Annotated in this window: 19 protein-coding genes; 14 read left to right on the forward strand and 5 right to left on the reverse strand. The window is 63.2% G+C overall.

The features are described from left to right. Positions 1–17 precede the first annotated feature (17 nt). Positions 18–2,429 carry an endopeptidase La gene (gene lon, locus AC57B6_RS25660; RefSeq protein ID WP_496422357.1) on the forward strand — a complete coding sequence of 804 codons (2,412 nt, stop codon included), beginning with the start codon at positions 18–20 and terminating at the stop codon, positions 2,427–2,429. Between the two features lie 39 nt (positions 2,430–2,468). Here lon and AC57B6_RS25665 read toward each other — a convergent pair whose 3' ends face one another. Together AC57B6_RS25665 and AC57B6_RS25670 are read right to left on the reverse strand one after the other, a co-directional pair. Then, positions 2,469–3,023, reverse strand: a complete 555-nt coding sequence (locus AC57B6_RS25665; RefSeq protein WP_496422358.1) for a phosphoglycerate mutase family protein — start codon at positions 3,021–3,023, stop codon at positions 2,469–2,471. A 70-nt stretch (positions 3,024–3,093) separates the two neighbouring features. Next, positions 3,094–4,065: a Dyp-type peroxidase gene (locus AC57B6_RS25670; RefSeq protein WP_496422359.1), complete on the reverse strand. Its 972-nt coding sequence runs from the start codon at positions 4,063–4,065 to the stop codon at positions 3,094–3,096. Between the two features lie 36 nt (positions 4,066–4,101). Between AC57B6_RS25670 and AC57B6_RS25675 the strand changes: the two genes are divergently transcribed. From AC57B6_RS25675 to AC57B6_RS25710, 8 genes are all read left to right on the forward strand, one after another. Further along, the gene (locus AC57B6_RS25675; protein WP_183796755.1) at positions 4,102–4,479 is read left to right on the forward strand and encodes a hypothetical protein; all 378 of its coding nucleotides are present in this window, start codon (positions 4,102–4,104) and stop codon (positions 4,477–4,479) included. Further along, positions 4,476–4,814, forward strand: a complete 339-nt coding sequence (locus AC57B6_RS25680; RefSeq protein WP_496422360.1) for a hypothetical protein — start codon at positions 4,476–4,478, stop codon at positions 4,812–4,814. The genes AC57B6_RS25675 and AC57B6_RS25680 overlap by 4 nt, the downstream gene beginning before the upstream one ends. 212 nt (positions 4,815–5,026) lie before the next feature. Beyond that, complete coding sequence (locus AC57B6_RS25685) at positions 5,027–7,192, forward strand: ATP-binding protein (RefSeq protein WP_496422361.1); 2,166 nt, start codon at positions 5,027–5,029, stop codon at positions 7,190–7,192. Further along, positions 7,189–8,820, forward strand: coding sequence for a response regulator (locus tag AC57B6_RS25690; protein ID WP_144194079.1), 1,632 nt, complete (start codon positions 7,189–7,191; stop codon positions 8,818–8,820). The genes AC57B6_RS25685 and AC57B6_RS25690 overlap by 4 nt, the downstream gene beginning before the upstream one ends. Then, positions 8,817–9,449: a response regulator gene (locus AC57B6_RS25695; RefSeq protein ID WP_028194046.1), complete on the forward strand. Its 633-nt coding sequence runs from the start codon at positions 8,817–8,819 to the stop codon at positions 9,447–9,449. The genes AC57B6_RS25690 and AC57B6_RS25695 overlap by 4 nt, the downstream gene beginning before the upstream one ends. 134 nt (positions 9,450–9,583) lie before the next feature. Continuing rightward, entirely contained in the window at positions 9,584–9,829 is a 246-nt protein-coding gene (locus AC57B6_RS25700) for a hypothetical protein (RefSeq protein ID WP_496422362.1), read from the forward strand. A 30-nt stretch (positions 9,830–9,859) separates the two neighbouring features. Beyond that, positions 9,860–10,069 carry a hypothetical protein gene (locus AC57B6_RS25705; protein ID WP_028194045.1) on the forward strand — a complete coding sequence of 70 codons (210 nt, stop codon included), beginning with the start codon at positions 9,860–9,862 and terminating at the stop codon, positions 10,067–10,069. 157 nt (positions 10,070–10,226) lie between these two features. Beyond that, entirely contained in the window at positions 10,227–11,099 is an 873-nt protein-coding gene (locus AC57B6_RS25710; protein ID WP_216752160.1) for a transporter substrate-binding domain-containing protein, read from the forward strand. 49 nt (positions 11,100–11,148) lie between these two features. On the opposite strand, the gene AC57B6_RS25715 is transcribed toward AC57B6_RS25710, so the two are convergent. Further along, a complete protein-coding gene (locus AC57B6_RS25715) occupies positions 11,149–11,988 on the reverse strand; it encodes a transposase (RefSeq protein ID WP_496422363.1) in 840 nt (279 codons plus the stop codon). 79 nt (positions 11,989–12,067) lie between these two features. Continuing rightward, entirely contained in the window at positions 12,068–12,445 is a 378-nt protein-coding gene (locus AC57B6_RS25720) for a hypothetical protein (protein ID WP_496422364.1), read from the reverse strand. Positions 12,446–12,605: 160 nt separating this feature from the next. Here AC57B6_RS25720 and AC57B6_RS25725 point away from each other — a divergent pair, with 160 nt between their 5' ends. Then, positions 12,606–13,007, forward strand: coding sequence for a DUF302 domain-containing protein (locus AC57B6_RS25725; RefSeq protein ID WP_028194043.1), 402 nt, complete (start codon positions 12,606–12,608; stop codon positions 13,005–13,007). Positions 13,008–13,016: 9 nt separating this feature from the next. Here AC57B6_RS25725 and AC57B6_RS25730 read toward each other — a convergent pair whose 3' ends face one another. Next, complete coding sequence (locus tag AC57B6_RS25730; RefSeq protein ID WP_028194042.1) at positions 13,017–13,310, reverse strand: DUF1330 domain-containing protein; 294 nt, start codon at positions 13,308–13,310, stop codon at positions 13,017–13,019. Between the two features lie 339 nt (positions 13,311–13,649). Here AC57B6_RS25730 and AC57B6_RS25735 point away from each other — a divergent pair, with 339 nt between their 5' ends. The 4 genes from AC57B6_RS25735 to pdxA all read left to right on the forward strand — a co-directional run bounded on the left by AC57B6_RS25735 (position 13,650) and on the right by pdxA (position 19,339). Continuing rightward, positions 13,650–14,813, forward strand: a complete 1,164-nt coding sequence (locus tag AC57B6_RS25735) for a porin (RefSeq protein ID WP_081832895.1) — start codon at positions 13,650–13,652, stop codon at positions 14,811–14,813. A 78-nt stretch (positions 14,814–14,891) separates the two neighbouring features. Then, positions 14,892–15,782: a 4-hydroxy-tetrahydrodipicolinate synthase gene (gene dapA, locus AC57B6_RS25740; RefSeq protein WP_106353019.1), complete on the forward strand. Its 891-nt coding sequence runs from the start codon at positions 14,892–14,894 to the stop codon at positions 15,780–15,782. 42 nt (positions 15,783–15,824) lie between these two features. Then, positions 15,825–16,994: an iron-containing alcohol dehydrogenase gene (locus tag AC57B6_RS25745; protein ID WP_496422365.1), complete on the forward strand. Its 1,170-nt coding sequence runs from the start codon at positions 15,825–15,827 to the stop codon at positions 16,992–16,994. Beyond that, a complete protein-coding gene (gene pdxA, locus AC57B6_RS25750) occupies positions 16,991–19,339 on the forward strand; it encodes a 4-hydroxythreonine-4-phosphate dehydrogenase PdxA (RefSeq protein WP_496422366.1) in 2,349 nt (782 codons plus the stop codon). Before AC57B6_RS25745 ends, pdxA begins: the two co-directional genes overlap by 4 nt. The last annotated feature ends 64 nt before the right edge of the window (positions 19,340–19,403 follow it).

A 19,403-nucleotide genomic window follows, 5' to 3' on the forward strand; every position in this document is an offset into this window, starting at 1 on the left:
CGGCTTGAGGAGCGAGGATGAGCACGGACAGTGACAGTGTGGCCCCTGAGACCAATCCGGCGAGCCCGGACGGGTCGGCTATCCCCGCGCTTCCCAAGGACAGCCTGATTCTGCTTCCGGTGCGCAATGCCGTGCTGTTTCCGGGCATGGTGTTGCCGCTCATGGCGGGGCGTGGGCAGACCAAGGAAGACGTGCAAGCTGCGATGAAACGCCAGCAGCCGCTGGGCATCGTGCTGCAACGCGATCCGCAGGTGCAGGACCCCTCCTTCGACGGTCTCAACACGATCGGCACCGTCGCCAACGTGCTGCGCTACATCACCAGTCCGGAGGACGGTGCACATCACCTGATATGCCAGGGGGTAGAGCGCTTCCGGCTGATCGCGCCGGTGGCGGGTCTCGGGTTCAGGGCCGCCAGGGTGGAAATGCTGCCCGATACCAGGCTTCGCGACTCCGCTATCGACGCGCGCACGCTGGTTCTGAGGCAGCGCGCGGGGGAAATGATCGGGCTGCTGCCCAATGCCGGAGGCGAGCTTGTGCGGGCCCTGGATGCGATCGAGTCGCCTGGCCTGCTCGCCGACACCGTGGCCGGCCTGCTCGAAATCCCGCCGGGCCGTAAGCAGGAGATCCTCGAAACGCTCGACCTCTGCAAGCGGCTGGACAAGGTGCTCGACGCCGTCGCCGGCCGGATCGAAGTTCTGCGCCTGTCGCAGGAAATCGGCGAGCAGACGCGCGGCCGGATCGATCAGCGCCAACGCGAGATGATGCTGCGCGAGCAATTGAGGACCATCCAGCAGGAACTCGGCGAGAACGTCGAAAACCGCGAAGAAGCTCGCAAGCTGGCCGAAGCGATTGACGCCGCGCATATGCCGCCGGATGTCGAAGCGCATGCCCGCAAGGAACTCGGCCGGCTGGAGCGGATGCCGGAGGCGTCGTCCGAATACTCGATCAGCGTGAGCTACCTCGAATGGCTGACCGAACTGCCTTGGGCGCTTGCGCCGGAGGCGCCGATCGACATTGCCCGTGCAAGGCAGATTCTCGACGACGCGCATTTCGGCCTGGAAAAGGTCAAGCGCCGCATCCTCGAGTATCTCGGCGTCAGAAAGCTGAATCCGCACGGCAAGGCGCCCATTCTTTGCTTTCTCGGCCCGCCCGGGGTGGGCAAGACATCACTGGGACAGAGCATTGCGCAGGCACTCGCGCGGCCGTTCGTACGGGTGAGTCTCGGCGGCGTGCATGACGAATCGGAAATCCGCGGCCATCGGCGTACGTATATCGGCGCCATGCCCGGCAATATCGTCCAGGCGATCCGCAAAGCGGGGGCGCGCAATTGCGTCATGCTGCTGGATGAACTCGACAAGCTCGGCCATGGCGTGCATGGCGACCCGGGCGCCGCGATGCTCGAGGTTCTGGACCCCGAGCAGAACGCCACCTTCCGGGACAACTACCTGGGTGTGCCGTTCGACCTCTCCGCCGTCGTGTTCGTTGCCACGGCCAATCAGCTCGAAGGTATCCCCGGGCCTTTGAGGGACCGCCTCGAAATTCTCGATTTACCCGGCTATACCGAGGCCGAGAAGTTTCAGATCGCCCGGCGCTTTCTGGTTCCACGCGAGTTGGAGGCGTGCGGGCTGACCCCCGCACAATGCGAACTGAGCGACGAGGCGCTGCGCGCCATTATCCGCGACTACACACGCGAAGCAGGCGTGCGCAGCCTGGAGCGGCAGATCGGCTCGGTATTCCGTTCTGTTGCGTTGCGCGTTGCCGAGGACCCGGCCACGCGTGAACGGATCGAACCCGATCGTTTGTCGTCGATATTGGGGCATCACCGCTTTGAGCGCGAGATGGCGATGCGCACCAGTTTGCCCGGCGTGGTGACCGGCCTGGCATGGACACCCGTTGGCGGCGAACTGCTTTTCATCGAAGCCAGCAGCACGCCCGGCGGGGGCCGGCTGGTGCTGACCGGTCAGTTGGGCGACGTGATGAAGGAAAGTGCCCAGGCCGCGCTGACCCTGGTCAAGTCGCAATGCGAGGCGTTGCATATCGATTGCGCGGCCTTCGACAAGCGCGACATTCATGTCCACGTGCCGGCCGGCGCGGTCCCGAAAGACGGCCCCAGTGCCGGGGTGGCCATATTCAGTGCAATTGCATCGCTGCTGATGGGCCGAGCCGTGCGCAGCGATTGCGCGGTGACGGGCGAGATCAGTCTGCGTGGTGTCGTTCTGCCGGTGGGCGGTATCAAGGAAAAGGTGCTGGCCGCGTTGCGCGCCGGTATCGGTACGGTACTGCTGCCGGCGCGTAATGCCCCGGACCTCGAGGACATCCCCGTCGATGCACGAAGCCAGTTGCGCTTTGTGCTGCTGGAAACCGTGAGCGACGCACTGAGCGAGTTAATCGGGAGCAAGCCTTCGGGTATCGCTGGCATCGCGGACTGACGAGCCGCCGCGGCGACGTGTTCGCTCATACCGGCAGGGCTACCTGATCGGCTCGGCACGATCGCCCGCGAGCAGCAGTTGCGGACGTTGCGAGAATGACCATCGGCCCTCTGCGCGCTCGAGTATCCAGACCATGTCGAAGCGCTCATCCGGCCATGCAGCAGGAACCACGGGCGCGCCGGGCACGTGTCCGATCAGCGATGGCAGTACTTTGTGCTCCCACGCGATCAGCACGATGCCGCGTTGCGTCAGCACGTCCGTCATGAGCGCAGCCCCATCGTCCTTCAGGTATGTCGTGATGTAGTTCACCTGCGATGTTTGCCGCAGCAGCGCAACGAGCGGCGTCACGGTCTGCATCGAGCGCTTGCTCTTACTGGCGGGACCGCTTCCCGCGGCGAATATTGTGACCGGCGTGAGACGCTCGGCACGCGTCTCGTCGATCGGACAGAAGAATCGCGCTAACGCGCCAGCACGCTGCCAGCCGCGAACCGCCAGACTTTCCTCGTCGGCCTTGCCATCCGCTTCGATCCCGAGACCGGCGCTGGCGTCGGGTTTCTCCGCATGCCGGATAAACATGATTCGATCAGGTGCCATGTTGCCTCCGTAAGCTTGTCGGCGCGCGTTCTCTCAGTAGAACAAATAGTCTCTGTACATGAACGCTCCGTCAATCGCCCAGGTCGCTCAGGAACTTGCGGGCCGGCGCGAAGAAGGTGACGCCGGCGACGGCCTTCGAGAAGTCCAGGATCCGGTCGTGCAGCGGCGGAGGATTGCCGATGAACATCCGTTCCAGCATCTTCTCGATCACCCAGAGATGACGTGAATAGCCGATAAAGTAGGTGCCGTACTCGCCGCGGCCGGGGATCGCGAACGGCATGTTGTCGCGCAGGATGTCGTGCTCGCCGTCGGCGTCTTCGATCGTGCAGAGCGTCTTGTGCGACTTCTGGCCTTCTGTTGCGTCCGGCAACTCGACGTTGTCGAACTTGGTGCGCCCGATGATCGCCTCCTGAGCCTCCACGGTCTGCGCGCGCCAGGCCGCCAGGTCGTGCAGATACTTCTGGATCACGACGTAGCTGCCGCCGGCGTAGGCCGGATCTTCGTCGCCCACGATCGTCGCGGCGGGCAGGCTGAGGCCGTCGGGGTTCGCGGTACCGTCGATGAACTCGAGCAGGTCGCGTCCGTCGAAGTAGCGAAAGCCGGCCACGTCGTCGACTGCGGTGACGGAGTCGCCGAAGGCCTCGAGCAGAATCTTCTCGAACTCGATGATCAGGTCCGTGGAGTCGGCACGGATGTGATACAGCAGATCGCCCGCTGTGGCCACCGCCGTGTGCGTGGCGCCCCGCACTTCCCGGAACGGCGCGAGTTCGCTGGGCGCGGGTTTCCCGGTGAGCGGCCCCCACGCGCGATGCGAAATCCCGACGTTGCAGGTGAACACGGCCTGATTGGCCCGGATCCTGACGTTCTTGACTAGGTCGTCGATGCTGGCGACTACGGAGCGGGCGGTGGCGATCGACGCGGCATCGTCCTTGACGACGAGGACGAGGAACGCGGCGGCCGCCGACAGGGGCGCATCGATGTACTGCGGCTCGGTATCGAGTGCGTGCTGGGCGGCGGAGATCTGCGAAGATATCGGGCTCACGGGCGACTCCTGTGGCTGGATGGGTTGGAGCGGTACATGGCGCATTGCTTGGCAAGCAACGCGTCTTTATATGCTTACACGAATCGCGGCACGCTGCCGCTGCATGGCAACGCCATCCATCTGCTTTGGATCAGCATGGACGCAGAAGCGGAATGCGGCTTGTCGGTGGTACGGATTCCGGAAAATTGCGGATTGATCGGGGTGCGGGATATTCATCATACGGAAGGATCGTCAGGCGGATTTCGACAGGGTGCAGAGCATGTCGGACCTGAGAGCCTTGACGGCGGCATTCAGGATTTCCTGACGGTATATTCAGCAGACCGGAAGTGCATTTTTCCGGGCTTCCTGACTGCGTGGCGCCGCCGGCCTCCCTACGATGATTTATCGTCGTCTTGTTCAATGGGCTTTTCATGAGCGGTCATTCAGAAAACCACGAACGCGTGTTTGAACGCCTGAACGCCGCGTGTCAGCACCTGTTCGAGTCGTGGTGCGAAAGCCGAAGTGTCGTTCCGCTCGGTTACCTGTTGCACAGCTGGCCGTTGCCGGATAAGGGACACGCCTCCGTGAAACGGTTGGCGGACGGCTTGCGCGAACTCGGCAGATCGAATCCCGACGCGCTTGGCGGACGCATCTGGCCGATCCTCTGCGAACTGGTTTCCTGCATCGATGAGATCGTGCTATATCCCCGGATCTATGTGAAGGCGGTAGCCGATGCGCCGCCGGTGGTGCGGGTCCTGTACGGGATATAAACGCTCTTGCGCGGAGGAGTCAGCGCGCGTTTCACTTCGCGTGAGCGCCGCTAAAGCCCGGGGGAAACCCCGAACGGGCTCACCATCGACTGGCCAGGCAGGCGCAAACCTTGAATTGCCACCTGCCGACGCGGCGCCCGACGTGTCGGTATTCCGCTGCGGCAACGAGTGCAGAATAGACGAAACTAGAACCGTAGCACTCGCGGGGATGTATGAAGCACAATCTGTTCGACACATGGTGGAGTTTGATCGGCCGCTTGCGGGGCAGCCTTGTGTTGCGGCTGCTCGTGACGGTGCTGCTGGTCAGTTGCGCCGTCACTGTGCTGTTGACAGGCTTGCAGTTGTACCGTGATTACCACCTTGGAGTCGAGCAGATCGAGAGCCGCCTCGCGGACATCGACCGCAGCAATCGCGACAGTCTCGCTGAAGCCCTCTGGCGCTTGGACCGTGCCCAACTGCAACTGGAACTGAACGGCATTCTGCGTCTCGCCGACATCCGCGCCGTGGAAATTCGCGAGGCGGGGGCGACGGGACAATCCGCCTACATCAGCGCCGGCCAGCGCTCGGCCGACCCGGTCGTCGCCCGCACGTTTCCGCTGGTCTACAGCGTACAGGGCAAGGAGCGGCAGATCGGCGAGCTCTACGTCGAGGCGACGCTGCTCGATCTGTACGACGAGCTAATGCGAACCGCCGCGATGATTCTGGTCACGCAGGCCGCCAATACCTTCCTCGTCTCGCTGTTCATCGTCTACATCCTGTCCCGTCTCGTGATGCGGCACGTCGCTGCGATTGCGCGCACGGTGGAAAGCTACGATTTCCGTAAAACGCCCCAGCCGTTCATGCTCCAGCGGCGCAAGCCCCGCGAGCCGGACGAACTCGACCGCGTGGCGGCCGCGTTCAATACGATGAGCGCGCGTTTGTATTACGCGTATCGCGACGAGCGTGATGCCGCGGCTGAACGCGAGGCCCGCAATCTGGCCGAAGCAGCCAACCGGGCCAAAGGCGAATTCCTGGCGAACATGAGTCATGAACTACGCACACCGCTGAACGGCATTCTTGGCTATGCGCAGATCCTGGCGCGCGATCCGATGCTGAGCGAGCGGCAGCGCGAACGCGTCGAGGCGATCCGCAAAAGCGGCGAACATCTGCTGACCCTGATCGAAGACACGCTCGATTTCGCGAGAATTGAAGCGGGCAAGCTGCGAGTCGAAATCTGTGACGTGCGTCTGGCCGGGTTTGTCGATGTGATTCGGGAAATCATCGGCGTGAAGGCGGAGCAAAAGCGTCTTGGCTTCATCTGCGAGATTGCCGCGGATGCACCTGCGGGGGTGCGTGCCGATGAGCGGCGCTTGCGCCAGGTGGTGCTCAACCTGCTTGCAAACGCGGTGAAGTTCACCGATTCTGGTTACGTCGGCCTGTATATCTCGAGGTCCGCGTCGAACCGTGTCTGTTTCGAGGTGCGCGACACCGGGATCGGCATCGGTCCCGATCAGTTGAACACGATCTTCGAGCCCTTCGAGCAATTGGGCGCAGCCGAGCGGCGCGCCGGCGGGGCCGGCCTCGGTTTGGCGATCAGCCGGGAGTTCGTGAGTGCGATGGGCGGCCGGATCGAGGTCGAAAGCCGCGTCGGGCAGGGCAGCGTTTTCCGCTTCGAACTGCCGGCGGCGAACGTGCCGCCGGCATCGCATACGGCCACGGCCGCGGCGTCGCGCCCGGATGCCGTGCAGGGTTATGAAGGGCCGCGCCGCAAGGTGCTGGTGGTCGACGACGTCGAGATCAATCGCGCGATCGTGGTGGACCTGCTGGGCCGTCTCGGCTTTGCCACGGTCGAAGCGGAAAACGGTCGTGAGGGTTTTGAGAAGGCGCAGCACGAACACCCCGCACTCATTCTCACGGACATCGTGATGCCCGAAATGAATGGACTCGAGCTGACCCGCAAGCTGCGCCAACTGGAGGCGTTCGCCCAGCTCCCGATCATTGCGATGTCCGCCAGTCCTTCCGGAACCAACCGGGCGATGAGCATGGACGCGGGCGCCAACGCCTTCCTGTCCAAACCGCTCGATCTCGAAGCGTTGCTGACCCAGATCGCCACATTGCTTGGACTAACCTGGATTCAAGCGACGCCGGTATCGTCCACGCGCGCCAATATGCCCGGGATCGGCCTCGCGGCCGTGCCCAGGCAGCAGATGGAAGAGCTCCATCATCTCGCCCGCCTTGGCGACATGCATGAAATCATTGTCTGGGCCGAGACAATGGCGGCGCGCGATCCGCGTTACCACGCGTTCACGGCGCCGTTGCGCGCGCTCGCCCGGGACTATCAATCGAAGGCTATTCTTCAGTTGGTCGAACGATACCTGAATGTCGAGCCCAAGCCATGAACGAAGCCAACGCAGAGGCCGGCGAACGGCCGACGATCCTTATCGCGGACGACACACCCGCGAATTTCGGTGTGGTTGTCGATAGCCTGACAGAGCGCGGTTTTCGGGTACTCGTTGCACTGGATGGCGAGGAGGCGCTCGAACGCGCGCTCTTTTCGCAGCCCGACCTGATCCTGCTCGACGTGAAGATGCCGGGTATCGACGGCTTCGAGACCTGCCGGCGGCTCAAGGCGAATGAGCGCACACGCGATATCGCGGTGATCTTCATGACCTCGTTGACGGGCGGCGACGACATGGTCGAGGGCTTCTCGGCCGGCGGCGTCGATTATGTGGCGAAGCCCGTGCGCGTCAATGAAATGATGGCGCGAATCGAAACTCACCTCGCGCTGCGCGTGATGCACCGGCAACTGGTCGCGCAGAACCGCCAGTTGCTCAAAGAGGTGGCGGTGCGCCAGCAGGCCGAGACCGAATTGTCGCTCGCGCGCGATGTCCTCGAACAGCAGGTCGAGCAGCGCACGAGGCAACTGGCGGAATCGAACGCGAGGCTGTCCGCCCAGGTCGACGAACGCCGCCGGGCGGAAGCGAAATTACAGGCAAGCGAAGCGCGTTTTCGCACGATTGTCGAAACCAGCCCCATTCCGCTGTGCATCACGTCGATGCCCGAAGGCGTCATTCTGTACGCGAATGAACCGCTGCGCGAACTGTTCGGTCTCGACGCGCGCGCGGGCATGCTGACCAATATCGTCGACCTCTACGTGGATGCCGGCGATCGCGACCGGCTGGTCTCGCATCTGCGCAATGAAGGCAGCTTCAGCAACAGCGAAGTCCATTTGCGGCGAGCGGATGGGTCGTCGTTCTGGGCCATGGCGACGGCGCGCGTGGCGACCTTCGACGATGCGCCGGCGATCTACGTGGGCCTGAACGACATCACGGCGCGCAAGCGCATCGAGCAGGAGCTATTCGAATCGCGCAATCAGTTGCGCGAACTGTCCGCGTACATGGAGGCGATTCGCGAGGAGGAGCGCAAGCGTATCGCGATGGAAATTCACGATGAACTGGGCCAACTGCTGACCGCCTTGAGGATGGATGTCTCGCTGCTTAAAATGCGCCTCGGCCACGATTCCGATGCGATGCGCAAAGCCGACGACATGCGTGAACTTGTCGAAAAAACGATCTGGATGGTCCGCAACGTCGCGAACCATCTGCGGCCGGTGGCGCTGAACTTCGGGGTGGTGTCGGCGCTGGAGTGGCTGGTTGAAGATTTTGTGCGCCGTAACGGCATTCCGTGCCAGTTGCACATCAACGGCGGCGAGCCGGTGTTGCCGGAGGCTTGCGCTACGGCCGTGTTTCGCATTGTTCAGGCCTCGCTCACCAATGCCGGGCGCCATGCGAATGCGGCGCGAGTCGACGTGACGCTGACCAGCAACGCGACCGCGCTCGACCTCCACGTGAGCGACGACGGCTGCGGTTTCGACCCGGTCGTGGCGAGCAGGGGCTATTCGTACGGTCTCCTTGGCATGCAGGAACGCGCCCGCCTGATCGGCGGCGTGATGACGATCGACAGCGCACCCGGCATGGGCACAGCCATTTCCATTCACATTCCGCTCACAGGCGGGGAAAACACATGATTAACGTTCTGATTGCCGACGACCACGCTGTCGTGCGGGGCGGCCTGAAACAGATTATCGCGACGACCGCCGACATCGTCGTCGCCGCCGAGGCCGCGCAAGGTTCGGAAGTGCTCGACTGGCTGCGCACGAAGCGCTTCGATCTGGTGTTGCTGGACATGACGATGCCCGGGATCAGCGGGGTCGATCTGATCCGGCGCGTGCGTGCCGAGCAACCTCCTTTGCCGATCCTCGTGCTGAGTATCCACAACGAGGCGCAGGTCGTTTCGCGCGCGCTGCGAGCCGGGGCAACCGGCTATGTGACGAAAGACAGCGATCCCGACGTGCTTCTCGCGGCGATCCGCAAGCTGGCCGGAGGCGGCCGCTTCATCGATCCGAAACTGGTCGATGCGATGGTCTTCGAAACCCATTCCGGCGACGCGCCGCCGCACGAGGTTCTGTCCGACCGTGAATTCCAGGTGTTGCAAATGCTGGCGGCCGGCCAGGCCATCAACGAGATCGCCGAATCGTGCTCGCTCAGTGCCAAGACCATCAGCACCCACAAGATGCGCTTGATGCAGAAGCTCGGCCTCAACAACAACGCCGAGCTGATCCGATATGCAATCAGGCACGGTCTGGTCACGGAGTAACGCACGCCATTCAGGAAATCCTGAGCCTCGAAGCAGTGTTTCCTGAATGCACAATCCATTGCTCCTGACGGAAAAAAATATCCCGTTAGCCCACGATTGTCAGACGCGAACGAGTTGCGCGAGGGGCGGAAGCGATGGCAACGAGAGACTCATTGCGCGGCTTGCGCGAGAAATTGCAGGCAACCGCGGGCGCACTGCCGGCCCGCTTAATCGCGCTGCATGCCTCGCGGGACGGGACGAGCTGCCGGGTCTGCATCGAAGTCAGCCGGCCCGGCGGTCCGATCGTGTTGTTCTTCTACCGGCACGGCGACGGCACCTGGCATGTATTCCCGCCCGTGGACAATCTTGGCAGGATGGGCTTTGAGCGGCTCGTGGCGTGATCTGACAGCGCCGGACAAGGGAGGTCGTGAATGAGCGCGGAGCACTCGGCGGAGTTGTCGAAGCACGAGACGGAATTGCGTGTGTGGATGAGCGAATGGTATGACCATGCGTTTTCGACCGGCTTCATCCGGCCGCCTTTCATACTCGACGACGCGACCGCCTCGAGGCTGGAGGGCTATTTCAACGTAGGACTGACGCCCGTGGAAGGGGTCAACGCAATGTTCGGCGCGGTTCACTGATCACGCCGGCGCACTGAAGCGCCTGCTGCGGCAGCGGGAAAGCACGGTTTGCCAGTATGCGTTACGCATGGCACGATGAAACACCGTTCAGGTGCGCACCTGAGCGGCGATGCGCCAATCCGGGCGCACCATCCCGTGTCGAGAAACCTTTCCATTCATGCATCGCAGGCGTTTCGTACTGGCCGCGCTGGGCGCCGCGGGCTTGACGCTTGGCACGCCTGCCGCGTCGGCCGGGCCTTTCAGTATCGTCTATCCACGCATTCGTCCCGGTGGGGACGTGCATGCTGCGTTTGCGCTCGCTGTCCTCGATCTGGCGATGAAAACGGCGCAAGCCGCCTATACGGCGCAGCAGACCGACATTGTCATGGAGCGTGGCCGCGCGCTGGCCGAACTGGCAAACGGCAACAATACGATCAATCTGCACTGGACGAGCATGGAGGCGAGGTCCGAACGCGGCCTGAACGTGGTGCGGATTCCGATCCATCGCGGGTTGATCGGCTATCGGATATTCATCATAAGAAAGGACCGGCAACGCGATTTCGACAGAGTCGAGCGCTTTTCGGATCTGAAAGCGTTCACGTGCTGTCAGGGGCTAGGATGGATCGATACCGACATCCTGCGGACAACCGGTCTGGATGTTCAAACGTCGACTTACGAGTCGCTGTTCGAAATGACCCAGAGCGGGCGGGTTGACTATTTTCCAAGAGGCGTGGTTGAAGCGTTCGCCGAACTGGAGGCTCGCCGGCATCTCGAGCCTGATCTGGTCGTCGAGAACCGGCTGATGCTGAAGTACCGGTCCGATTTTATTTTTTACGTCGCGACGGGCCACGCGGCGCTCGCGCAGACGATCGAGCGGGGGCTCGTGCTGGCGTATCGCGACGGGACTTACATGAAACTGTTTAATTCGCATCCCTACATTCAAAATGCGCTGGGCCTCGCAAAACCCGCGTTGCGCAAGACCTTTCAACTGGATAATCCCTACCTCTCCGAAGCGGACCGCAGAATTCCAGACGAGTACTGGATGCTCTGAGAAATCGTGATCGCGCGGGCGTGCCTCTAATGGACCGCTGTGCACCCGCTTACCCTGAGCGGAGTTTTCGCTGCCAGAGATCGTTCTCGAGCTCGGCGTCCTCGCTATTGTTGCCGAGTGCCTCGTCGATCCAGCGCCGCGCCCATTCGAAGGCATATTGCTGGGCCGCCTCGCTGTTCCTGAAGCTTGGGCCAATCAGTCCGGAGCGCGCCATCCGCCGGGCATCCCGCACGATCTCGGCCCAGCCGCGGAAGCGGCCGTTGGCGACCGGATCGGCGACGAGATAAATAACGTAGCCGCGCGGATCGAGTTCGCATCGGCCGTTCGACGCAAGACCCATCCAGGGCGAGACAGTCCGATGAAGGCTCTGCGGGCGCCCGGCCGGCCCGCAGGATGAGACATGCTCAGGCCGGGTGTGCGAAGCATTCGGCAACTGCTGTGCGATCCGGGTGAACGTATCCATCGTGAGACGCGGCCGCCGTGGGGCCTCCGGTGCCTGCCACGCCGCCTGGTCTTTCCAGAATACCTGCCGGAGGCCCTCGTCCCTGGGTTGACGCTCAATGGTCCGCGGCGCGGCGTGGCGGAGTTCCGGCAGGCCGTCCGGCCCGCAGCGAAACGTGCGGCCGGCGTTCGAGAGAAGCCGGTGCATTTCCGCGAGGGCACCGGTCGACCGCCATTTTTCGAGGCTGCGCCGGCATGTCGGCACGGACGGGAAAGTGCCCGGCAAGCGTGACCACGATTCGCCGGTGGTGAGAATCCACAGCACGGCATTGGCCACGAGTCGCACCCGCACACGAGGCCGGCCGCGTTGCCCATGAGCGATGATCGCATCCGACAGGATCGGCGCCAACTGCCGCCATTCCTCGTCGCTGATTTCGTTGAAATGCACGCTTTCTCCCCTGCCTGTTGCCTGTTGCCGGTTACCTGTTCACTGGCGCGAGGCCCGGCTTCTCCGGTCGCGCTACGTGTTACGCATTGCCCGCCGCCCACGTCGACTGGGACGAGAGCGACGATAGCGACGAGAGGGCCAGCAGATCCTCGACGCAATCCGACAGTTCGCAGAGCTCTTCAAACGAGGCGCCCCTGGCGTCGTACAGATGATGCCGTCGGAGATCGCGCAGCGCGGTGGCGAGACGCCGAAGGGATTCCGGGTCGCTATTCGTCAACGGCCAACCGCTTAGCAGATACCTCAACGGCACCACGCTTCTGCTTTCGCACCACACGTCGAAGAAATTCAGGCACATCGTGTTGATATGCTCGACGGAATTCTCGCGCTCGGACAGGTAAGGGAACATGACAGCCCCAGGCAAATGACGGTAGACGATGCATGCATCGTATGCGGTCATTTATTCCGGGGCTGTCGGGACATCGAGAAAAAATGGACGGTCGATGCTGAACTTCGGGTCAGGAAATCCTTACGGGTCGCTTCGTTGAAGTTGGCAAATCGCGGAATCGGCGACTAGAACGAAGGTGGGGATAACAGACGTCAACACTCGGAGGAAATCCATGTCCGCGCTCACCGCCGACAACGGCATTGTCAATGTACCCACGCAACGCACAGTCGAGCAGGGCGCCGACGCGTTTGCGTCGCTGATCGAAGCGAAGCACATCATCCTGTTTGCCCGTATCGATTTCGCCGCGGATGCGCAGCGCGCGGGGCTGGCGATGCCGCCGTCGCAATTGCTGGTGTTCGGCAATCCGCGGGCCGGGACGCCGCTGATGCTGGCCGCGCCGAGCGTGGCGCTCGATCTGCCGCTCAAGGTGCTGGTGTGGCAGGACGAAGCCGGCGAGGTGTGGTTCTCGTATAACGCTACGAGCTATCTGCAGGCGCGGCATGGCGCGCCTGCGGAGTTGATGAAAGCAATCGACGGCATCGGCGCGCTTGTGCAGGCCGCCGCGGCCACCTGAGCGTACGCGTTACTCGGCGCCGCGAACGATGCGCAGATCGCGCTCGGCGCCGTCGGCTAGGGCTTCAAGCGCTTTCTTGTAGGCGTCGCTTTCGTAGGCGGCAACGGCCTGCTCGTAGGTCGGAAACTCGATCACGACGGTCCGTTCCTTCAAACCTTGCTCACGAACTTCTTCGGCCGCGCTGCGGACGATGAATTTGCCGTTAGCGGCGGCCACCGCGGGTGCTGCCAACTGTGCGTACGCGGCCAGCTTCGACGGGTCCTTGATTGCGCGGTACGCGGTTACCCAATATCCCTTGCTCATCTGAATCTCCTGGTTTTGCGGCGTGAAAGTAGTGGTCGCGTTGCAAAGCAACGACGCGGGAATTATGTCACTTCGAGCAACCTCCTACCCGATAGCCACCTCCCGCCGACTGTTTTGTGTCCCGCTGCATCGGCTGCGTGATCGGTTGACGCAAAATTGATCGAATCAATCGTTTTCATGATCGAATCAAAAAAAATACTTGCAAACGACTGAATCGATCATTATATTGACCGAATCGGTCGTTTATATTGAGCGAAACGCTCACGTTAACAGGCCTCGACCGTCTGCAAGTGGCCGAAGCGCCATGGCCTGCCATCAAGAAAAATCACGGAGACACAATTGAAGAAGCGTTCCTTCCAGGTCCTGGCCACATTGGGCGTACTCGGTGCGGCCACGACCAGCGCGCATGCGCAAAGCAGCGTTACTCTGTATGGATTGATCGACACGTCGCTCGTCTATTCGAACAGCCAGAAAGGCCACTCGAATCTCCAGATGTCGAGCGGCACCTTGTCTGGCAGCCGCTGGGGATTGCGCGGTCAGGAGGATCTGGGCGGCGGCCTGAGCGCGCTGTTTGTCCTCGAGAATGGTTTCAGCAGCACGGCCGGCACGCTCGGTCAGAACGGCCGTGAGTTCGGGCGCGCCGCTTATGTGGGTTTGAGCGGCGGTTTCGGTAAGGTGACAGCGGGGCGGCAGAACGACACCTCCGCGGATTTTCTCGGTGCACTGACGGCGGCCAATCAGTGGGCGGGCGGTCTTGGCGCGCATCCGGGCAATACGGACAACCTTTACGTGAATGAGCGGATTAGCAATAGCGTGAAGTTCACCAGTAACGACTATGCGGGCTTTCGCTTCAGCGGCTTGTACAGCTTTGGCGGCACCGCCGGCGACTTCTCGAATAACCGCGTCTGGGGGCTCGGCGCCACCTATGCGAACGGTCCGTTCGTGGTTGCGGCGTCCTATATGAACGCCACTACGCCGAACACCGGACTGTTCGACGGCACGGCCGGTACGGCGGCGATCTCGCCGAACAATACCCCGATCTACTCCGGCTACGCGTCCGCGCGTACGCTTCAGATCGCGGCGGTGGGCGGCGCGTACACGTTCGGGGCGGCCACCTTTGGGTTGATCTACTCGAACTCGAAGTTCAAGGATCTGGGGTCGGGCGCGGCGTCCGCACCCGTGGCGCGTTTTGCCGGCGATACCGCGACCTTCGATAACGTCGAAGCCAACTTTCGCTATCAACTGACGCCGGCCACGCTGCTCGGTGTGGCCTACAACTACACCCGTACGCACGGCGCCGGCGACGCGCACTACAACCAGGTGAACGCCGGCGCCGACTACTTCCTGTCGAAGCGCACCGACGTGTATCTCAGCGCCGGCTGGCAGGCGGCGAGCGGCATCGATTCGACCGGCCGCGCGGCAACCGCGGCGCTATGGCCGATTACGGCGTCGAGCACCTCGCATCAGTTCGTCACGGCGCTGGGCTTGCGTCACAAGTTCTGAACGATTCGAGCAGTCTGATTAAACAGGAAGGCCTCGAGCCACAACCTCGAGCCTTCCTTCGTAGAAGTGGAGTCGAGCATGACAGTCTTGTTCAAAGGGATCATTCCCGCCCTCATCACGCCGATGACGGCTTCGGAAGAGGTCGATGAAGCGGGTTTGCGCGCACTGATCGAACGCCTGATCGAGGCCGGTGTGCATGCGCTGTTCGTGCTCGGCACCAACGGCGAATTCATCGCGTTGAACGAAGCGGAGAAACTGCGGATCGCGAAGATCGCCGTCGACCAGGCGCGCTCGCGCGTGCCGGTGATTGCCGGTACCGGCGCGTATGCCACGCGCGACGTGATCGATCTGAACAGCAAGATGCTCGACGTGGGCGTGGATGCGGTGTCGGTGATCACACCGTATTTCAACGGCGCGACGCAGCCGGAACTGTTCACGCACTATGAACGGATCGCGCGGGCCACCACCTTGCCGGTGATGCTCTACACGATCCCCGCGAAGGCCGGCATCACCTTGACCGTGGACACGGTGCGCCGCCTGGCCGAGATCCCCAACATTCGCGGTATCAAGGATAGCGGTGGGGATTTCGACCGTTTGCTGCAACTGATCAATCTGCGCCGCGACGATTTCGCGGTGTTCACCGGCACCGACTCGATGATTCTGTGGACCCTGATCGCAGGCGGCGACGGCGCGGTGGCCGCGACCACGAATGCGGTACCGGATGTCGTCACGTCGATCTGGAAGCACTTTCAGGCTGGCGATATCGCGGCCGCACGCAAGGCGCAGGAATCGCTGCGCGCGCTGCGTGACGCCTTCGCGCTCGGCACGATGCCGGTGGTGCTGAAGACCGCGGCGCAAATGCTCGGCATGCCGGCCGGTCCGGCGCGTTCACCCGCCCAGCCGCTCGATGCCAATGCCCGCGCCCGTCTCGAACAGGCGCTCGCGGTGTACCGCGACGCGTCACGTTAAAACACCTCGGCCACGCCGCTCTATCGCCAACCACTTACCGTCATGACCTCGACCTATCACTTCCAGACCGTCAAGCACATCGTGCACGGCGCGCACAGCCTTGACCTGCTGGCTGACAAACTTGCCTTGCTCGACACGCCGGTCAAACGCATTGCCTTGATTACCCAGCCCGCGATGGAGCAACTCGGTGTGATCGATCGCGTGACGGCCGCACTTGCGCAGAAAGATGTCGAAGTGCTGATCGTGCGCGATGTCGAAGCCGAGCCGACCATCGGCAACGTGGAAAGCGTGTTCAGCGAGCAGATCGCACCGTTCGCGCCGCACGCGATCCTGTCGATCGGCGGCGGCAGCGTGCTCGACGCGGCCAAACTGTTTGCCGTGCGCCTGACCAATGAGCAGCCGCTGCGCGAATGGCTCGGTATCGATCTGATCAGGAAACCGGGTGTGCCCTTGATCCTTGTGCCGACCACCGCCGGCACCGGTTCGGAAGTCACGCCCAATGCAATCGTCACGTTGCCGGACGAGGCCCTCAAGGTCGGCATCGTGAGCCGTCATCTGTTGCCGCAACTCGTGATTCTCGATGCGGCGCTGACGCTGAAATTGCCGAAAGCGATTACTGCGGCGACCGGCATGGACGCGTTCGTGCATTCGCTCGAATCGTACATCTCGACCAAGGCCAATCCGGTCAGCGATATGTTCGCGATGGAATCGATGCGGCTGATCGGCGCGAACATCGTCGAAGCGTACGAGCACGGCGAATCGATCAAGGCGCGTGAAGCCATGATGCTCGGCTCGATGTACGGCGGCCTCGCGTTGACGGCGGCCGGCACGGCCGCGGTGCATGCGCTCGCGTATCCGCTCGGCGGCATGTTCAATATCACGCACGGCGTGGCGAACGCGATGCTCTTGCCGCATGTGATGGCCTTCAATATGGATGCCTGTGCGGGCCGGCTCGCCGACGTCGCGCATGCGCTCTCGCTCTGCGCGCACGACGACAACGAAGAGGCCGCCGCGCGCAAGCTGATCGAGCGGATCAACGAGTGGACGGCGGCTGTCGATATTCCCCAGGATCTGCGCAAGTTCGGCGTCAGCGAAGACGACCTCGATGCGCTCGCGGTAGCGGCGGCGAAGGTCAAACGGCTGCTCGGCAACAACCCGAAACCGCTTTCGCTCGACGACATGAAGGCGATCTATCGCCGTCTGCTGCCATGAAGCCTGCACGCGAACGCCGCTTGCGGCTCCTGATCATCGGCGACGATCTGTCGGGCACAGCCGACTGCGCCGTGACAGGCGCGCGCCTCGGCTTGCGCAGCGTCGTGATGCTGGATGCACGCTCGGCTTCGGCGGCTGCAACGCGCGAAGCGAACGACCCGCACGATGTGACCGACGCGCTCGACGTGCTGGCTGTCGACGCCGATTCGCGCCGGCTGGATGCTACGTCGGCGGCGCACCGTCATGCTGACCTGTGGCGCGAACTGGGCTGCGCGCAGACGAAGCTCTACAAGAAAGTCGATTCGACGCTGCGCGGCAACTTCGCGGCGGAAGTGGCCGCGCTTGTGCCGCTCGCCGGCATGGCGATCGTGGCGCCGGCGTTTCCAGCCGCCGGCCGCACGACACGCGACGCACGCCAGTGGCTGAACGGCGTGGCGGTGGAAGACACAGAGGTATGGCGCAACGAAGGGATCGGTGGCGAAGCGAATCTTCCCGCGATGCTCGGGCAATACGACGTGCACGCGGTTGCGCTCACGCTGGCCGAGGTTCGGGCGGACAGCGCCCTGCTGGCCGAGCGGCTCGACACGCTGCGCGAGGCCGGGATTCAGGCCGTGGTGTGCGACAGCGAAACGGCGGACGACCTGCACCGGGTCGCCCGCGCGTCGGCAACGTTGCGCGGCGTGTTCTGGGTCGGCTCGGCAGGGCTCGCAGGCGATCTGATGTGCGCATTGAATCTGGCCGATGCGGTGCAGCTCGCCACACCGGCGCAGCACACGCCGGGTCAGCCGGTACTGACCGTGGTCGGCAGCATGTCGAGCATGTCCCACGCGCAGATCGAGCGGCTGAAAACAGAAGCGGGCAGCGCGCTGGTTGCGTTCGAAGTCGACACGCGGACGCTGCTCGCCGAGCCGCCCACGGAAGCGAATGCGAATCTTCCGCGCAAGGTGAGCGCAGCACTGCAACAGGGGCGCCACGTCGTCGTTTCACTGAGCCAGTCCGATCGCAGCAGCGTCGCCGACGGCCTGCTGTTCGCCCGGCGTCTCGCAGCATTGCTTGCGCCCACGCTGCCGTTCGCCGGCAGCGTGATCGCCACCGGCGGCGAGACCGCGCGTGCGTTGCTGTCCGCTGCCGGCATCGGCCAGTTGCGGATTGTCGAAGAAATCGAAAGCGGTGTGCCGCTGCTGCACGCGGATCACAACGGGCGCCGCCTTTACGTCGTTACCAAAGCCGGCGGTTTCGGCCATCCCGGCACGCTTCATGTTGCCTGGCGAAAACTCGCCGGCGTTCAACGCCTTGCCCTGCCTATCGAGGCCACCCTCAAAGGACTTACCACCATGACCTATCGTCCAGTTATCGGCATCACCATGGGCGATGCTGCCGGCGTCGGCCCCGAAATCGTCATGAAGGCGCTGGCCCATGCCTCCGTCTACGAACAGTGCCGACCGCTCGTGATCGGCGACGCCGCGCGTTTGCGCGATGCGGGCCAGCGCGCGGGCGTCGCGCTCGAAGTGCGCTCGATCGAGAGTCCCGCGGACGCCGGCTTCGAGTGCGGTGTGGTCGATTGCATCGATCTCGGCCTGATTCCGGCGGATCTGCCATACGGCAAGCTCTCGGCCATCGCGGGCGATGCGGCGTATCAGTACATCGCGCGCACGGTCAAACTGACCTCGGCCGGCGAACTGGACGCGATCTGCACGGCGCCGCTGAACAAGGAAGCGCTGCACGCAGGCGGCCACATTTTCCCCGGGCATACGGAGATGCTCGCGCATCTGACGGGTATCGACGAAGTGTCTATGATGCTCGTCGCGCCGAAGCTGCGTGTGATTCACGTGACGACGCACATCGGCCTGCTCGATGCGATTCGGCGCATTGAACCGGGACTCGTGCAACGGACCATCGAGCGCGCGCATGAAACGCTGGTGCGCGCCGGGATCGACAACCCGCGCATCGGCGTCTGCGGGATCAATCCGCATGCGGGCGAGAACGGCTTGTTCGGCTACGGCGAGGAAGAGGAAAAGATCATTCCGGCGGTGCAGGTGCTGCAGGCGCGCGGCTGGGACGTCGAAGGCCCGTTGCCCGCCGACACGCTGTTTTTCCGCGCCGGCCGCGGTGACTTCGATGTGGTGGTCGCGATGTATCACGACCAGGGCCACGGTCCGGTCAAGGTGATGGGCCTCGAGGCTGGCGTCAACGTGACTGTCGGTCTGCCGGTGATCCGCACCTCGGTTGATCACGGGACGGCCTTCGACATCGCCGGCAAGGGGATCGCCGACGAACGCAGCATGCTCGAGGCGCTGAAGCAGGCACTCGATCTCGCGACGCGGCACTCCGAGCAGGAAGCCTGAGCGCGGGCCGCAAACCGGTAACAACCGGCAACACCTTGCCGCTCGTGCGGTGGAAGCAGATTCT

This window comes from Paraburkholderia sp. BGA-UO-ETr-F12 (assembly GCF_059567945.1).

What these genes read in the sequence shown, in the direction of transcription:
- lon (WP_496422357.1), top strand. Translation starts at nt 18, where the DNA reads ATGAGCACGGACAGTGACAGTGTGGCCCCTGAGACCAATCCGGCGAGC.
- AC57B6_RS25665 (WP_496422358.1), bottom strand. Translation starts at nt 3,023, where the DNA reads ATGGCACCTGATCGAATCATGTTTATCCGGCATGCGGAGAAACCCGAC.
- AC57B6_RS25675 (WP_183796755.1), top strand. Translation starts at nt 4,102, where the DNA reads ATGGCGCATTGCTTGGCAAGCAACGCGTCTTTATATGCTTACACGAAT.
- AC57B6_RS25680 (WP_496422360.1), top strand. Translation starts at nt 4,476, where the DNA reads ATGAGCGGTCATTCAGAAAACCACGAACGCGTGTTTGAACGCCTGAAC.
- AC57B6_RS25685 (WP_496422361.1), top strand. Translation starts at nt 5,027, where the DNA reads ATGAAGCACAATCTGTTCGACACATGGTGGAGTTTGATCGGCCGCTTG.
- AC57B6_RS25690 (WP_144194079.1), top strand. Translation starts at nt 7,189, where the DNA reads ATGAACGAAGCCAACGCAGAGGCCGGCGAACGGCCGACGATCCTTATC.
- AC57B6_RS25695 (WP_028194046.1), top strand. Translation starts at nt 8,817, where the DNA reads ATGATTAACGTTCTGATTGCCGACGACCACGCTGTCGTGCGGGGCGGC.
- AC57B6_RS25700 (WP_496422362.1), top strand. Translation starts at nt 9,584, where the DNA reads ATGGCAACGAGAGACTCATTGCGCGGCTTGCGCGAGAAATTGCAGGCA.
- AC57B6_RS25705 (WP_028194045.1), top strand. Translation starts at nt 9,860, where the DNA reads ATGAGCGCGGAGCACTCGGCGGAGTTGTCGAAGCACGAGACGGAATTG.
- AC57B6_RS25710 (WP_216752160.1), top strand. Translation starts at nt 10,227, where the DNA reads ATGCATCGCAGGCGTTTCGTACTGGCCGCGCTGGGCGCCGCGGGCTTG.
- AC57B6_RS25720 (WP_496422364.1), bottom strand. Translation starts at nt 12,445, where the DNA reads ATGACCGCATACGATGCATGCATCGTCTACCGTCATTTGCCTGGGGCT.
- AC57B6_RS25725 (WP_028194043.1), top strand. Translation starts at nt 12,606, where the DNA reads ATGTCCGCGCTCACCGCCGACAACGGCATTGTCAATGTACCCACGCAA.
- AC57B6_RS25730 (WP_028194042.1), bottom strand. Translation starts at nt 13,310, where the DNA reads ATGAGCAAGGGATATTGGGTAACCGCGTACCGCGCAATCAAGGACCCG.
- dapA (WP_106353019.1), top strand. Translation starts at nt 14,892, where the DNA reads ATGACAGTCTTGTTCAAAGGGATCATTCCCGCCCTCATCACGCCGATG.
- AC57B6_RS25745 (WP_496422365.1), top strand. Translation starts at nt 15,825, where the DNA reads ATGACCTCGACCTATCACTTCCAGACCGTCAAGCACATCGTGCACGGC.
- pdxA (WP_496422366.1), top strand. Translation starts at nt 16,991, where the DNA reads ATGAAGCCTGCACGCGAACGCCGCTTGCGGCTCCTGATCATCGGCGAC.